Raw genomic sequence first — 15,149 nt, 5'->3', positions numbered from 1 at the left:
CTTTATGTATACAATGCTCAAGATGATTCAGTAGATACTGACCTTGGTTACCGTGGTACAATTTCAAACGTTCTTGTACAACAAGTAAATGTTGATAGTACAAACAACCATGACTCTGCTGGTATGGAATTTGGTAATGATCACAATACTATTGTAACTGACGATGATAATGCTACTCAACCAACTATCGTTAACTATACAGGATATATCCTTGGTGGTGGTATTTCACTAAAATATGATGCTGGTGTAAATGTAGATAATGTTAAATTTGTAAGTGCAAAAACTGCAGATACTGAACAAGTATTCTTTAGAGGTGAAGATACTTACGATACAAATGCTACAAATATTGATGGAGATATTTGTTTCAAAGATACTGCTGTAACTTTAGATGAAGCAGGAACTTATGCTGCTTCTAACTCTAAAGATTCTAGTACAACTAAAACAGCATATACAGCATGGGCAGCTGCTACTAGAGATCTTCATAGTGTAACTGGAACTATCTATCTTGATGATTCATCTTCTTGTACAGGTGCTACTGAATCAACTATCTGGAAAGGTACAGCTGGTTCATATGACGCTTTAGAAGATTAATAGCTTCTTTCTCCTTTTAAACTAAGAGGTTTTCCTCTTAGTTTTCTCCTTCACTTTTTTCTTTTATTACATCCAATTATTACACTGTCACCAAGTTGTAACCTTTGAGTAATCATAAGGTAATTTTGTTTTTTTATCATTTCGCCATCTTAAAATATATGGGGAGTCCATGTCTACAAAAACAATTAGTATCGCTTTGTGTGTACTACTTGGCACAAGTGTGCTTAGTGCAAATTCTGATAATATGGCTGAGTCTTTGATGAAACTTCGTGGGGAAGTGGAACAACTAGATACACAGATCAATGATGAAAAAGATGCGTATAAAGCAAGTATGAAATCACTTTCTATCCAAAAAAGTGAATTAGAAGCTATGGTGTCTCGTGAAGATTTAAAAATAAAACAACTTAACAAAGAGTTATCAGCTATTCAAACAAAAATAATTGAGGCAAGTAAAAACTCACAAGGGCTAAAACCAATCGTTGTAGAAGCTATAGATAACTTAGTTGCCATGATGCAAACTTCTATCCCTTTTAAAACAAATGAAAGAGTTGAATCTATTGAAAAAATCAAAGATCAACTTGATGCCTCTTTAATCACTCCGCAAAAAGCTCTTTCACAAGTTTATAATGCTTACAACGATGAGATTAGAATGACAAAAGAGAATGGAATTTTTAAACAAACTATTGTTCTTGGCTCACAAGAAAAACTAGCTGAAATTGCTCGTGTTGGAACTGCTATGATGTTTTTCAAAACGCCTGATGACACAGTAGGTTATGTTGTAAAAAATGGGGATACTTGGAATTATCAAGAGGAACGAGATAAAGAAAAACAAGATGAGATTTTAAATATCTTTGATGCATTTAAAAAACAAATTAGAACAGGGTACTTTACGTTACCAAATGCATTGATTTTAAGTGGGGCAAAATAATGAAAAAAATATTTTTAGTACTAACAATTTTAGTAACAACAGTTTTTGGTTCAACACAATTAGATGAAGCGTATGCAAAAGAGTTTGCATTTTTAAAAGCACAAAAAGAGATGTTAACTAAGAGGGTAAAAGAGCTTAAATCTTCAAATGCACAAAAGTTAGAAGCTGCAAAAGGTGATATTGAAAAACTACAACAAAAAGTTTTATCAAGAGAGACACAAAGTGAACACTTAAGTGATACTCTATTCCATGCACAACAAAATTTAGAGACTATGAATGATGACACTTCACTGCTTGAAGCAGTTATCTCTCAAGGGACATCTTCATTAAAAGAGTATGGTATAGAGTTAAAACTTCAAAAAGAGGACTATCCAGCAACACTCAAAGATATGTTTGTTAAATCTTTAAAATTAAGAGATGAACTTTCATCTTTAAAAGTAGAAAATGGTTCTTTTTATCTTCAAGATGGTTCAACTGTTACAGGTAAGATTGTTAAAATCGGAAACATTGCAACATATGGTGTAAGTGATAAAACATCAGGAATTTTAGTACCAGCAGGGGATCATAAACTTAAAATATTCACAAATGTAAATGCAAAAATGATAGCTCAAGCTTTAGCAGATGGTGCAAAACCTGAGGATTTACAAATCTTTATCTATGAGAATAACAATAAAGAAGTTGCAAACGGTGAAGAGAAAACACTCCTTGATGTAATCAATTCAGCTGGAATTATCGGTTGGGTAATTGTAGTGCTTGGTTTAGTTGGTGTAGCGTTTTTGGTTTTAAGAGTTGTATATCTTCAATCAAGCACAGGTGCAAAAACATTGCCACAAGAGACTTTAGCTTCATTACTCAGTAGTGGCGTTGAGAAAACATTAGAAGTGCTAAAACCTAAAAAAGGTGCTGCTGCTAGGGTTTTAAAAGCAACGGTAAGAAACTTAGACAGAGATAGAGAGCATGTAGAAGATATTATCTCAGAAGCTATTATCCATGAGAGCTCACGCTTAGATAAATTAAGCTCAACTATTTTAGTAATTGCAGCAGTTGCACCACTTCTAGGACTTCTTGGAACTGTAACAGGTATGATCGCTACATTTGACATCATTACAGAGTTTGGAACAGGTGATCCAAAACTACTCTCTGGTGGTATCTCAATCGCTTTGGTTACAACAGAACTTGGTCTTATTGTAGCAATTCCATTACTTCTTGGTGGAAACTTACTTAACAGCTGGGCTGAGAGTATTAAAGATTCTATGGAGCATTCAGCACTTCATATTGTAAACGAGTACAACAAGCGTAAATAGTATGGATACTTTAATCACTTTTTTCCATCAGTTTATTGCTTATATGAATAGTGGTGGCTTTGTTATGTGGCCACTATTTATATTGGTTTTTGTACTGTGGTATGGACTTGGATACAGATACCATACAATTCAACGTGGAACAAAAAAAAGTCCTCGTGTATTGATTAGAAAATTTGTATCAGGAAAAAGAGAAAATCCAAAAGCAATAGTTGATAGTGCAGTAGTAGATGGACTCCAATTAAAAGAGGAGATTCAAGATAGAAAACTTTTAAGAAACTTTCTTGATGATAAATTTTTTGAGTACAAAACAACATTAAATCAGTATTCAAAGTTGGTAAAAACAGTTGTAATAGTAGCACCACTTATTGGACTTTTAGGGACAGTTATAGGGATGATTGAGACATTTGATTCACTCGCTTCTATGAGTCTGTTTTCACAAAGTGGAGGGATTGCTGGTGGTATCTCTCAAGCTCTTTTTACAACGCAGCTTGGGCTTGTCGTTGCTGTTCCAGGGTTAGTTATAGGAAGACTTTTAGATAAAAAAGCTTCTCAAATGGAACTTGATCTTGAACAGATTAAAGATATTTTATGTAGTGAGGAAAATTTAGATGAGATTTAGACGTAAAAAGGATGATATTAGTGACGTAGATATGTCACCATTGATTGATATGGTATTTATCCTATTGATCTTTTTTATGGTGAGTTCAACATTTGTTAAAGATATGAAACTAGACCTTGAGCGTCCAGGTGCATCATCGGCAACACGCGCGTCAAGTAAAGTGATTCGTGTATATATAGATAATCAAGCAGATGTATATATAGACCAGCAACCTATAAAAATTTGGGCAGTACAAGGAAAACTTAGAGATATGCTAAGAACCTCTACAAATAAATCTGTTCTTGTTATCACTGATAACTCTATCCCTGTTGAAAAACTTATAGAGTTGGTAGATCAGTGTAGACTCTCTGGTGCTAAAGATGTTGCAGTTGCTACAAATAAAGAGGTAGGTTGATTGTGAAAAACAATACATTTTTACTGCGTCTAAAAGCTTTTGCTTGGTCTTTATTTGGATTGCTTTTTGTCTTTATCGTTGTGATAGAGATGAATGAAAATGGGATGCTCCCACAAAACAATCAAAATAGATCAGCTATGAGTTTTGAAGTGCAACAAGTTGTTAAGCCAAAACCAAAACCAAAACCCAAGCCAAAACCCAAGCCAAAACCAAAACCATATAAAGCCTCAAATACGCCTAAAATGAGTTCAGCTTTAAGTGGAATAGATACAGGTTTAGAATCATTCATGGCTGATAATATGGATATGGATGATTCACTTCTTAAAGATGCAGATAAAAATGTGATTATGAATGAAAACAGTGTTGATAATCCACCAAAACCTGCGAGACGTTCAGCTATACAGTATCCTAAAAAAGCGAAAAAAATGGGTGTAAAAGGGTATGTACTTCTCAACTTATTGATTGATGCAAATGGGGATGTCTCAAAAGTAAAAGTGTTAGAGAGTGAACCAGCAGGTGTATTTGATGATGTTGCAGTTGCAGGTGTGAAAACTTGGAAATTTACACCAGCTGAGTATAAAGGCAAAGCTGTAAGAGTGTGGGCAAAGCAAAAAATCCGCTTTGACTTTAATTAAAGAAGATAGATTATGAAATTATTTTTTACGACAATATTAACCCTACTGTTAACTACAAGTATTTTTGCAGAGGATAAAAAAAATCAAGATGATGTTGATTATGTCGCATTAGCAACAGTTCTTTTTAAAGACGGATACTATGCACGTGCAAATGATGCACTACAAAATGTTGATTTAAGTGATGAAAATATTGACAAAGTTCAATACTACACATTGCAAGGTTTTGTAAAAGCACAATTGAGTATGTATAAAGAATCAAATAAAAACTTTTATCTTTCTATCGAAGCGGGGCAAAAAGAGCCATCTATTTATCTCTATATTGCACAAAATAGCTTTAAACTCAAAGAGTACCAAAAAGCGATAGATGCACTTGATAAAGTGAATGCTTTAGTGTTACAAAAACCGAAGCTTATGGCACTCAAAGCAGAGTGTTATTTTCAGCTAAAAGAGTACGATAAAGCTTTAGATGTAATGGCAGATATCAATACTATTCATCCAAAATATTATGATGCTTATAGACAAAGATTTGCGTACTACATCTCACTCAATCTTTATCAAAGTGCTCTTCAGGATGCACAAATATATCTCAATAACGCAGAACCAAATGAAAAAGTTTTACTCTCATTTATTGGGGCACTTCGTCAAGCAAAAGAGTTGAAAAAAGCAACGCTTTTAGCTGAAAAAGCACATCTGAAATATGAGAAGAATGTAAAAATTGTTATCTTACTTGCAACACTGTATATAGATCAAGATATGATCCATCCTGCAGCTGATTTATTTGATAAAGCTTCACTTTTAGATAGTAAATATCTTAAAGATTCTTCAGAGATGTTTAGACGTGCAAAAGAGTATGTACAAGCACTGTATAAAAACTCTCAAGTTCTTGATCCTAAACAAAAATATAAACAAAAAGTAGCAATCTATCTTGAGTATGGAAACTACGAAAAAGTGATCTCTACTCGCTCGGCACTCCAAAGAAATACTCTGCTTAAAGATCAAAATATTCTCTATGCTTTAGCATATTCTTATTACATTACTGGTGATTTTGATGAGAGTGAAAAACTACTCAAACAAATTACTGACTCAGAACTATTCAAAAAAGGGGTAGAGCTGAGAAAAAATATGAACAAATGTAAAAATAACCATTGGGAGTGTACATTATGAGATTTTTTTTACTAATATCTCTTTTTATATCAACTTTACTTGCAGAGGAGTTTGGATCATTATCTTTAATTGTTCTCAAAGATGGAAAAGCTCTTGCAAATCAAGAGTTTAAAATCTATAAAAAAGTTGATGGGCAACTTGAATCTACTGGTGTAATTCAAGGTAAAACAGATGATGATGGGTATTTCTTTTCAAAACTTCAACAGGGGAGTTATCAAGTACAGCTTGTAGCAAAAGAGAATGCACAAGCACAAGTTTTTGTAAGAAAAAATGTAGCTGTTGCAACAGATAAAGAATCACAAGTGATTGTTTCATTGAAAAAAGATAATTCTTTAGCATTTATAGATGCTGAAGCACCACAAGACCTAGATAAAAATACTACACAAGTACAAGCTTTAGATAAAGGAAGTGTTTTACTTACACTTACATCATCAGAAAGTAAAAAGAAGGTAGCGAATGCTTCTATATTTGTTAAAGGGACACAGGTTGAAGCTTCTAGTTCAAAAGATGGGTTTGTTGAGTTAAATCTTCCAGCTGGTGAGCAAACTATCTCTGTAATTCATCAAGATTTCAGTGCACAAACTTTTAAAGTAAATGTCATTGCAAATGAAGCTGTAAGTAAACTTATTGAACTGACTCCTGCTGGTATGGAACTTGATGAATTCGTTGTTCTTGCTCCACATCTTGATGGAAGTGTTGAAGCAGTCATCGCACAAGAGAGAAATGCTGATGCAGTTGGAAATGTGCTTGGAAGTGAACAGTTTGGGAAAAGTGGAGATAGTAGTGTTGCATCAGCACTCAAACGTGTCAGTGGTATTACAATTGTTGGTGGAAAATATGTATATGTTAGAGGTTTGGGGGATAGATACTCAACTGTAATGTTAAATGACTTACATGTCCCTTCACCTGAGCCTACCAAAAGGGTAGTTCCACTTGATATTTTTCCAACATCTGTTGTTGAAAGTATCACGATTCAAAAATCATACACAGCTGATCTTCCAGCATCATTTGGTGGGGGTACTGTACTGATAAAAAGTAAAGATATTCCCAAAGGAAATGATGGGTATGCAAAAGTTGGTCTGGAAGTTTTATATAATGACTCAACAGGAAAAAAAGCTTATACAAATAGTGACAACTCTACACCATTACCATCAAGTGTTTTAACTGGTGGAAACAATGTAAGTGGGAGTAGTGTAACAGAAGATGTAAGAACTTCAAGATCACTTAACCTTCAAGAGACAACATTGGCTCCTGGGATGAAGTTTGAAGTTTCAGCTGGAAAAAGTTATGAAATTACTGATAATGTGAGCATTGGTGCTTCTACAACACTGTATTATAAGAATACATCAGATAGTGATGCTGTAGAGTACAATAAGTATTATTACGACATGAATACAGAGAGTGTAATTCACGATAATCACACAATAACAAATACGAGTGTGTTAACAACTGAAATGGCAGGGATGATAAATCTAGGTATCGATTATTTTGAAAATAATAAAGTGAAATATACATACTTCACAACTGAAAAAACACAAGATAAAACTTCAGTAAGTACTATTGATTATACAGGTTCATCTGATGATCGTAAAAAAGTGTATTTGGAATATGTAACTAAAAATTTAGAGATGCATCAGTTAAGTGGTACAAATGATATCCGTTTTGGAAACCATACATCAGGATACTTTGATAATCTTGTTATTGATTGGGCGGCTGAAAAGTCAACAGCGAAACGGGAAGAACCAGGAACGGTTGAGTATAACTATTTGTATGAAACAACAGGTTTAAACTGGGATCAAAAAAACTGGTATTATTACTTTATATTAAATGATGAAGTAACGAATTATAGAGCTGATTTTACTTTGCCATTTGAGTTTAATGACCAAGATAACTACACAAAAGCTGGTGTGTTTATTTATAACAAAACTAGGGATTTTGATAGTAGAAGATTTAAGATGTATAGTTCGAACTTTAATGATATGAGTGAAGATATGGACACAATTTATGATACATATGCTTCATCAATGGCTTTTTCAGCTTCATATAGAAATACAGATTCATATCAAGCTACCCAAGATGTGACAGCATTTTATCTCAAGCAACTTTTATCAGTTACACATGATATTGATGTAATCGCTTCTATGCGTCAAGAGACATCTTCGCAACAATTGACAGATGCGGCAGATACATATGATCCATTGGAGACTTCAGATTTGTTTCCAAGTTTAGGTGTGACTTATAGATTTGATAATGATGATATGCAATTACGTTTTTCATATGCAACATCAATTTCACGACCAGACTTCCGTGAATTTAGTAATAGTAGATATAAAGACCCAATAACTGAAAATATAGTTTTTGGTAATCCCGAGTTAAAAGCAACATATATTGACCACTTAGATTTAAAATATGAATGGTATTTATCAAGTGATGAGGTGTTTTCTTTTGCAATTTTTTCCAAAAAATTTACAGACCCAATTGAAAAAGTTATTAAATTAGATGACTCACAAGATAATACTTTCTTAGAAACATATCAAAATGCTGATTCTGCAACGAGTTATGGTGCGGAGATAGATTTAAGAAAACGTTTTGGATTTATAGACGAGAGTTTAAACAATCTATTGTTTGCAACTAATGTTGCTTATATCAACTCAGAAATTACACTCAATAGTGATCCAGATAACGACTATACAAGTAGATTGACAAGTCAAACAAGAAGTATGCAGGGACAGTCCCCGTATGTTGTGAACTTAACACTCGGATACGATAACCCAGATAGTGGTAATAGTGCACTCTTTTTGTTCAATCAAATTGGTAAACGTATTGTTTCACTAGGGACTGATGGTAATGAAGATGTATACGAACAGCCATTTTCAAAACTTGACTTTGTAACGAAGTGGAAGTTACTTGAAAAAGACGATGGAGGGTTCTTTGAATACGCTATCAGATTTAAAGCTGAAAACTTACTTGATAGTGAGTTACAGTTTAAACAAGGTGATAACGTAACTACTTCTACAAAACCTGGAAGATATTATTCTTTAAAACTTGATATAAAATACTAGTTTCTCCTTTATATAGTTCCCATTTTTGGGAGCTTTATTCCTCTTTGAATAGTTTTAATCCAACTTAAACACCATTTTAGATACAATAGCACACTTTTATATAAAATTTCGGAGAAATTAAATGGACGCAGCCAAATATATTTGGATGAATGGCGAATTTGTAGCATGGGATAGTGCTAAAACACATGTACTTTCACACACGCTTCACTATGGAAATGGTGTTATTGAAGGAACAAAAGCATATAAAACTGCAAAAGGGTATGCAATTTTTCGTTTAAACGATCATACAAAAAGATTAAAAGAATCAGCGAAAATGACTTTAATGGATATCCCTTACAGTGTTGAAGAGATGAATGAAGCACAGATTGAGCTGATTAGAAAAAATGAGTTTACAGGTGATAATGTTTACATTAGACCTTTTGCATTTTTAGGTTACGGTGTTATGGGTGTGTATCATAAAAATGCTCCTGTTGAGACTGTAATGGCAGCTTGGGAGTGGGGTGCATATCTTGGTGAAGAAGGTTTGAGAAAAGGTATCAAACTTAAAATTGCTTCTATGACACGTCCAGCAAATACTTCAAACATGGGGAAAGCGAAAGCTACTGCGAACTATTTAAATTCACAAATGGCAAAATATGAAGCTATTGATTGTGGATATGATGAAGCACTTTTACTCGATGACCAAGGTTACGTTGCAGAAGCAAGTGGTGCTGCATTTTTTATGATTAAAGATGGTGAGATTATCACACCTCCAAGTGATAATGCACTCGCTTCAATTACACAAAAAACTGTTATTGAAGTTGCAACAGATATGGGTTACAAAGTTAGTCGTCGTCGTATTACTCGTGAAGAGGCTTATGTTGCAGATGAAGCATTTTTAACTGGAACTGCTGCTGAGATTACACCTGTTGCACAAGTAGATGCAAGAGCTATAGGTATTGGTTCTCGTGGTGAGATAACTGAAAAAATTCAAAGTACATATTTTGATATCGTTTTTGGACGTAATGCAAAATATGAACATTATTTGACTTATATCGATTAAGATTTTGCATCTTTAGATGCTCAATTTGTACAGACTAAGAAGAAAGAAGAAATTATGGAAAAAGAGAATATAAAGATGGCCTCAGATATGAATGATTACTTTAACAAAAAAAAGAGTGAAAGTGGTTATAAAAATACATCATCAAACTCAGGTGGAAACGGTAGTGGACCAAAAGGACCACAAATGCCAAATATGAACTTCAATTTTGGTGGTGGAAAAGCTGGGCTTTTATATTTTATTATTGCTATTGTAGTTGTTTTATTGGTAGCAAAACCTTTTACAATCATTGAAGAGGGAGAACGTGGTATTCTCAGTACAAACGGTAAATACAGCGATCAGGCACTTTTACCAGGATTGCATTTTATTATCCCTATTATCCAAAAAGTATATCTTGTTGATACAAAAGTACGTGTAATTAATTATATTTCAAAAGTTGAAACAAATGCTAATAATTCAGGTATTTTAACGAAGTCTTCTATTACGGTTTTAGATAAACGTAGTTTACCTGTTGGGATTGAACTCACTGTTCAATATCGTCTAAATTCAGAACTTGCTGCACAAACAATTTCGAATTGGGGATTTAGCTGGGAAGATAAGATTATTAATCCTGTTGTTCGTGATGTCGTTCGTAGTGTGATTGGAAAATATGATGCTGAATCAATTACTCAAGCAAGAAGTCAAATTGCTACTGAGATTGAAACAGGTATTAGAAAAAAGGTTACAGACCTTGAAAATTCTCCAGCTATTTTGGAATCTGTCCAACTTCGTGACATAGTATTACCTCAAAAAGTAAAAGACCAAATTGAACGTGTACAAATTGCAAAACAAGAAGTTCAAAAAGCAGAGCAAGATGTACAACGTGTAAAACAAGAAGCTCTTAAACGTGCAGCTGAGGCACAAGGGGTAGCTGAAAAAGCGCGTATTGAAGCACAAGGTAAAGCGGATGCTATTGCGATCGAGGCAAAAGCAAATGCAGAAGCAAATATCTTGATCTCAAGATCATTAACTACACAGCTTTTACAGTTAGAGCAGATCAAGGTACAAGGGAAATTTAACGAAGCATTGCAAACAAACACAGATGCAAAAATCTTTTTAACACCTGGTGGATCAACTCCAAATATTTGGGTTGATATGAAAGATAAACAACAAAGAACTACGGCACAGTAATTATGCAAGAGATACTAAATAGAGTTGACTGGGAGAAACAGGAACTTTTACCTGTTATTGTTCAAGAGATAGGTACAAATGAAGTACTTATGATGGCGTATATGAACAAAGAAGCATTGCAACTCTCATTAGAGACAAAAACTGCACACTACTACTCTAGAAGTAAGCAAAGACTTTGGAAAAAGGGTGAGAGTAGTGGGCATATACAAACTATCCACTCTTTTAATATTGATTGCGATAATGACACTCTTTTAATTAAAGTAACCCAAGAGGGAGTTGCTTGTCATACTGGTAGAAAATCTTGTTTTTTTACAGAGTTAGAGAGTGGTGATACTACAAGTGAAGTTCAAGTAGACACAACAGCAGCTTATGGTGTGATAGATACACTTTATCACACAATCCAAGAGCGTAAAAATGCAGACCCTGAGAGTTCTTGGACAGCAAAACTGTTACAAAAAGGTGAAAATACTATCCTTAAAAAAGTTGTTGAAGAGGCTGGTGAGTATTGTTTTGCTTATAAAGATAATGACGAAGAGGAGATGGTATATGAAGCAGCTGATCTAACATATCATATGTTAGTAGCCTTAGCGAGTAAAAATATCTCTCCTGATCGTATTAAACAAGAACTTGCTCGTCGTTTCGGGATGAGTGGGATAGCTGAGAAAAACGCTAGGGACAATAAGTAGTCTTGTATGGGCAGTAGACTTCAAAATTTTGTAAATGGGTTAATCTCTCAGGATTATATGCTCTTTTTGAGTGTACTGTTTGTTTTCCTTTTTATAATCATTTTGGCAGTACTTTTAAGAAATAGGCTAAAAATTGCTGTCTTTTTGGTTTTTCTTGCTTTTGGAGTTATTATTGCTGGACCAACGTATGGTTATGTTAAAATGCATAAGTATCTTTTTAAAAATAGTGTAGAACTTTTAGAGCAAAAAAAATTGAGTTTTGTTGAAGCAGTGGTTGTGAAAGGGAAAGTTACAAATCTTTCACAAAGGGATTTTAAAGAGTGTAAAATTACTGCATCTGTATATAAAATGACAGCCAATAAGTATAAAAACTATATTTATCAATTAAAACCTTTTCAAAAAGTGTCGATTGTAACAGGCAACATCTTACAAGGTGATACAAAAGAGTTTAAGATAATAGTTGAACCTTTTAGATACCAAAAAGATTATAATATCTCTTTAGAGGGTGATTGCAAATGACAACAGAATTGAATTATGTACACTATATAACTTTTTTTGTAATCTTTGTCATTTTTATGTTTGGTATCTATAAATCACTCCAACAAGATAAACCTTCTCTGAAAACTTCAATGCTTTTTACAACTATACTTGTAAGTCTGTTTTTAGCACTTTTTAGTGTATTTGTAGTTGATAAATATACAAAATCTGTAAAACTTGTGAAGATAAAAAATAAAAGAATTTTAGGGATTGAGAAAATTATTTATACTGGAACTATCCAAAATACAGGTAATTTTACAGTAGGTGAAGTTGTTTTAGAGATCAAGTTAGTCAATCGTGGACATGCTACTGGGAATGTTAAAGGTGGAAACTTTTACAAAGCTACAGGTTTTTTTGAGTTTTTTACCGAAGGACTAGGAATTGAAAGAGATAAACCGCAAACTATTGTTCAAAAGTTTGTAATTGCGCAAAAGCTAGGTGCTGGTAAAGCAAAAACATTTAGAGTTTATTTCCCTTATCCACCATACTTTCAAAGCACAGCAGATTTTATAACGCTAAAGGCTCACTAATATTTCAGACCTATCTTTTTTAAAGCAGTGTTGATATTTTTTACTTGTTGATTTTTATCTTTACACCATGATGGTGCTAAAAGTGAGTCATCATTTATTCCAGCTGTAATTCTTTGAACATTTACATTTTCTGGTTTCATTGTGATCGCTTTAACGAGTGTGTCTAAATAAAGTTTTTCATTTATTGGTGTAAACTCTTGACGCATATATTCATTGGCTAAAGCTGTTTTCTTAACAACATAGAGTGGATGATATTTTACAGAATCAATTCCCCATTCATATGCTTGTTTAGCTGTTTCTAACATCATCTCTTGAGTCTCATCTGGCAAACCAAATATGAGATGTCCACATACATTTAAACCAGCTTTTTTAGACTTGAGTATCCACTCTTTCACATTGGCACTATTGTGTCCACGGTTTATTCGTTGTAGAGTTTTATCGTAAATAGATTGGATACCAAACTCAATCCATATCTCTTTTTCTTGTGCTAATGACGATAAATATTCTAGTGTTTCATCGGTAATACTATCACTTCGTGTCCCAATACTAAGACCTACTACATTATCAAATGAAAGAGCTTTATCATAGAGGGCTTTGAGCGTTTCAAAAGGTGCGTAAGTATTTGTAAAAGACTGGAAATAAACTAAAAACTTTTGTGCACCATACTCTTTTTTTTGTCTTTGAGAGATTGCTTGAAATTGTTGTTCAAGTTGGAGTAATTGTTTTTCTAAAAATGGATTTTCTTTTGAATCAAGATTTAGATGAAACCCTTTGAGTTCTTGTACTTGATTTGTACTTGCACTAAAAGAGTCATTTTCACAAAAAGTACATCCACCTTTTGCTACTGTTCCATCTATATTTGGGCAGGTAAAGCCAGAGATATTTATACCAACTTTATAAACTTTGCAGCCAAACTTATCTTTTAAGTAGCTGCCAAACGTATATATCTGTTTGAGAGACATTAAACGATATAGTTACCTGTAAAACAAGCTGTACAATAAGTATCACCAATAGCATTTACACTACGAAGAAGTGCCGCTTCATCAAGATATGCTAAAGAATCTGCTTCAACATATTTACAGATTTCATCTATGCTCATGTTTGCAGCAATTAGTTTATCTTTGTCAGGTGTATCAACACCATAAAAACAAGGATCAGTTGTTGGTGGAGATGAGATACGCATATGCACTTCAGAAGCCCCAGCTTCTTTTAACATCCTTACGATTCTTCTTGAAGTTGTCCCGCGAACGATCGAGTCATCGATCACAATAACTTTTTTACCTTTGATAACTTCTGGCATAGGTGAGAGTTTCATTTTTACTTTGAGATCACGCATCTCTTGCGTTGGCTCAATAAATGTACGACCAATGTAGTGGTTTCTCATAATTCCCATCTCATAAGGGATACCACTCTCTTGAGCATAGCCTATAGCTGCTGGAACTCCACCATCTGGAACAGGGATAACTACATCCGCTTCAACAGGCTCTATTTTTGCTAACTCTTTACCCATATTTTTTCTTGTTTGATATACTGACTGACCAAATACAGTAGAATCTGGACGTGCAAAATATACATACTCAAAGATACAGTGTTTAGGAGTTGGCTCATAAACTTTTATACTTTGTGGTGCTTTGCCCTCTTCAAATACTAAAAGTTCACCAGGCTCAACATCACGAATAAATGTAGCACCAACAAGATCAAATGCACATGTTTCACTCGCAACAATGTAACCACCATTTGCCAAACGCCCAAGACTCAGTGGACGAAAACCGTAACGATCACGCATAGCAAACATTTTACTTCTACTTAAAAATACAAGTGAAAATGCTCCTTCTATCTTTTGTACAGCATCTATAATTCTATCTAGGAGATGTTCTTGAGTACTTTTTGCGATTAAATGGATGAGGTTTTCTGTATCCATAAATGTTTGAAAAATTGCACCTTTTTTAATAAGTTCATCTCTTACCTCTTGTGCATTGGTTAAGTTTCCATTATGAACAATTGCCATTTCACCGAGATCATATCTTGCAAAAACTGGTTGTGCATCTAAAATAGAATCATCCCCAGCAGTAGAGTAACGTGTGTGTCCAATTGCACTCGTACCTTTTAATGTTTCTAGTTTTCTTTCATTGAAAACTTTCATAACTAAACCGCGATCTTTGATAGTGTGTACTTTTTTACCATCAGCTGAGCTAATACCTGCTGCTTCTTGACCACGATGTTGAAGAGAATGGAGTGAAAAGTAAGCTAATTTTGAAGCTTCTTTATGACCAAAAATCCCAACAACTGCACATTTTTCATTTACATTTTCGAGCAAGATAAATTCCTTGTGTGTTTCTACTAATGATGCAATTATACTCGTATAGACATAATAGAATACTTACAAGCAAATCACTTGTCACTAGTTGAACACTATGATTAACATTTGCTAACATAAAATGGCGTTGCCATATAGAGCTTGTAATTATACTGAACACTTGAATGTGTTGT

At 33.9% G+C, this 15,149-nt stretch carries 15 protein-coding genes; 13 read left to right on the top strand and 2 right to left on the bottom strand.

Annotation, left to right across the window (positions count from 1 at the left end):
* The 13 genes from ACQY56_RS04585 to ACQY56_RS04525 all read left to right on the top strand — a co-directional run.
* On the top strand, positions 1–591 hold a 591-nt coding region (locus ACQY56_RS04585), incomplete at its 5' end, for a hypothetical protein (protein WP_428743732.1).
* A 169-nt stretch (positions 592–760) separates the two neighbouring features.
* A complete protein-coding gene (locus tag ACQY56_RS04580) occupies positions 761–1,519 on the top strand; it encodes a DUF3450 family protein (protein WP_428739138.1) in 759 nt (252 codons plus the stop codon).
* Positions 1,519–2,823 (top strand): MotA/TolQ/ExbB proton channel family protein, encoded by a 1,305-nt coding sequence (locus ACQY56_RS04575; protein WP_428739139.1) that lies wholly within the window; start codon positions 1,519–1,521, stop codon positions 2,821–2,823. Before ACQY56_RS04580 ends, ACQY56_RS04575 begins: the two co-directional genes overlap by 1 nt.
* A gap of 1 nt (position 2,824) precedes the next feature.
* The gene (locus ACQY56_RS04570; protein ID WP_428739140.1) at positions 2,825–3,442 is read left to right on the top strand and encodes a MotA/TolQ/ExbB proton channel family protein; all 618 of its coding nucleotides are present in this window, start codon (positions 2,825–2,827) and stop codon (positions 3,440–3,442) included.
* Positions 3,432–3,836, top strand: coding sequence for an ExbD/TolR family protein (locus ACQY56_RS04565; RefSeq protein ID WP_428739141.1), 405 nt, complete (start codon positions 3,432–3,434; stop codon positions 3,834–3,836). The genes ACQY56_RS04570 and ACQY56_RS04565 overlap by 11 nt, the downstream gene beginning before the upstream one ends.
* Before the next feature lie 2 nt (positions 3,837–3,838).
* Positions 3,839–4,471 (top strand): energy transducer TonB, encoded by a 633-nt coding sequence (locus ACQY56_RS04560; RefSeq protein ID WP_428739142.1) that lies wholly within the window; start codon positions 3,839–3,841, stop codon positions 4,469–4,471.
* A gap of 12 nt (positions 4,472–4,483) precedes the next feature.
* A complete protein-coding gene (locus tag ACQY56_RS04555) occupies positions 4,484–5,635 on the top strand; it encodes a tetratricopeptide repeat protein (protein ID WP_428739143.1) in 1,152 nt (383 codons plus the stop codon).
* On the top strand, positions 5,632–8,697 hold the full coding sequence (locus ACQY56_RS04550; protein WP_428739144.1) for a TonB-dependent receptor domain-containing protein: 3,066 nt from the start codon (positions 5,632–5,634) through the stop codon (positions 8,695–8,697). Before ACQY56_RS04555 ends, ACQY56_RS04550 begins: the two co-directional genes overlap by 4 nt.
* Positions 8,698–8,818: 121 nt before the next feature.
* Positions 8,819–9,739 (top strand): branched-chain amino acid transaminase, encoded by a 921-nt coding sequence (locus ACQY56_RS04545; RefSeq protein WP_428739145.1) that lies wholly within the window; start codon positions 8,819–8,821, stop codon positions 9,737–9,739.
* Positions 9,740–9,814: 75 nt separating this feature from the next.
* Entirely contained in the window at positions 9,815–10,906 is a 1,092-nt protein-coding gene (locus ACQY56_RS04540; RefSeq protein ID WP_428739152.1) for an SPFH domain-containing protein, read from the top strand.
* Positions 10,907–10,908: 2 nt separating this feature from the next.
* A complete protein-coding gene (gene hisIE, locus ACQY56_RS04535; RefSeq protein WP_428739146.1) occupies positions 10,909–11,592 on the top strand; it encodes a bifunctional phosphoribosyl-AMP cyclohydrolase/phosphoribosyl-ATP diphosphatase HisIE in 684 nt (227 codons plus the stop codon).
* A gap of 6 nt (positions 11,593–11,598) precedes the next feature.
* The gene (locus tag ACQY56_RS04530) at positions 11,599–12,111 is read left to right on the top strand and encodes a DUF2393 domain-containing protein (protein WP_428739147.1); all 513 of its coding nucleotides are present in this window, start codon (positions 11,599–11,601) and stop codon (positions 12,109–12,111) included.
* Positions 12,108–12,659 carry a DUF2393 family protein gene (locus ACQY56_RS04525; protein WP_428739148.1) on the top strand — a complete coding sequence of 184 codons (552 nt, stop codon included), beginning with the start codon at positions 12,108–12,110 and terminating at the stop codon, positions 12,657–12,659. Before ACQY56_RS04530 ends, ACQY56_RS04525 begins: the two co-directional genes overlap by 4 nt.
* Here ACQY56_RS04525 and ACQY56_RS04520 read toward each other — a convergent pair.
* On the bottom strand, positions 12,656–13,621 hold the full coding sequence (locus tag ACQY56_RS04520) for a TIGR01212 family radical SAM protein (RefSeq protein ID WP_428739149.1): 966 nt from the start codon (positions 13,619–13,621) through the stop codon (positions 12,656–12,658). The genes ACQY56_RS04525 and ACQY56_RS04520 overlap by 4 nt on opposite strands.
* Positions 13,621–14,976, bottom strand: a complete 1,356-nt coding sequence (gene purF / locus ACQY56_RS04515; RefSeq protein ID WP_428739150.1) for an amidophosphoribosyltransferase — start codon at positions 14,974–14,976, stop codon at positions 13,621–13,623. The genes ACQY56_RS04520 and purF overlap by 1 nt, the downstream gene beginning before the upstream one ends.
* Positions 14,977–15,149: the final 173 nt, after the last annotated feature.

Source organism: Sulfurimonas sp., from assembly GCF_050296975.1.
Classification (GTDB): Bacteria; Campylobacterota; Campylobacteria; order Campylobacterales; family Sulfurimonadaceae; genus Sulfurimonas.
Note: the sequence above shows the minus strand (reverse complement) of the source record. Positions and strands in the feature narration are given on the sequence as shown.

Coding starts and splice junctions, on each gene's coding strand:
- ACQY56_RS04580 (WP_428739138.1), top strand. CDS start 761: ATGTCTACAAAAACAATTAGTATCGCTTTGTGTGTACTACTTGGCACA.
- ACQY56_RS04575 (WP_428739139.1), top strand. CDS start 1,519: ATGAAAAAAATATTTTTAGTACTAACAATTTTAGTAACAACAGTTTTT.
- ACQY56_RS04570 (WP_428739140.1), top strand. CDS start 2,825: ATGGATACTTTAATCACTTTTTTCCATCAGTTTATTGCTTATATGAAT.
- ACQY56_RS04565 (WP_428739141.1), top strand. CDS start 3,432: ATGAGATTTAGACGTAAAAAGGATGATATTAGTGACGTAGATATGTCA.
- ACQY56_RS04555 (WP_428739143.1), top strand. CDS start 4,484: ATGAAATTATTTTTTACGACAATATTAACCCTACTGTTAACTACAAGT.
- ACQY56_RS04550 (WP_428739144.1), top strand. CDS start 5,632: ATGAGATTTTTTTTACTAATATCTCTTTTTATATCAACTTTACTTGCA.
- ACQY56_RS04545 (WP_428739145.1), top strand. CDS start 8,819: ATGGACGCAGCCAAATATATTTGGATGAATGGCGAATTTGTAGCATGG.
- ACQY56_RS04540 (WP_428739152.1), top strand. CDS start 9,815: ATGGCCTCAGATATGAATGATTACTTTAACAAAAAAAAGAGTGAAAGT.
- hisIE (WP_428739146.1), top strand. CDS start 10,909: ATGCAAGAGATACTAAATAGAGTTGACTGGGAGAAACAGGAACTTTTA.
- ACQY56_RS04530 (WP_428739147.1), top strand. CDS start 11,599: ATGGGCAGTAGACTTCAAAATTTTGTAAATGGGTTAATCTCTCAGGAT.
- ACQY56_RS04525 (WP_428739148.1), top strand. CDS start 12,108: ATGACAACAGAATTGAATTATGTACACTATATAACTTTTTTTGTAATC.
- ACQY56_RS04520 (WP_428739149.1), bottom strand. CDS start 13,621: ATGTCTCTCAAACAGATATATACGTTTGGCAGCTACTTAAAAGATAAG.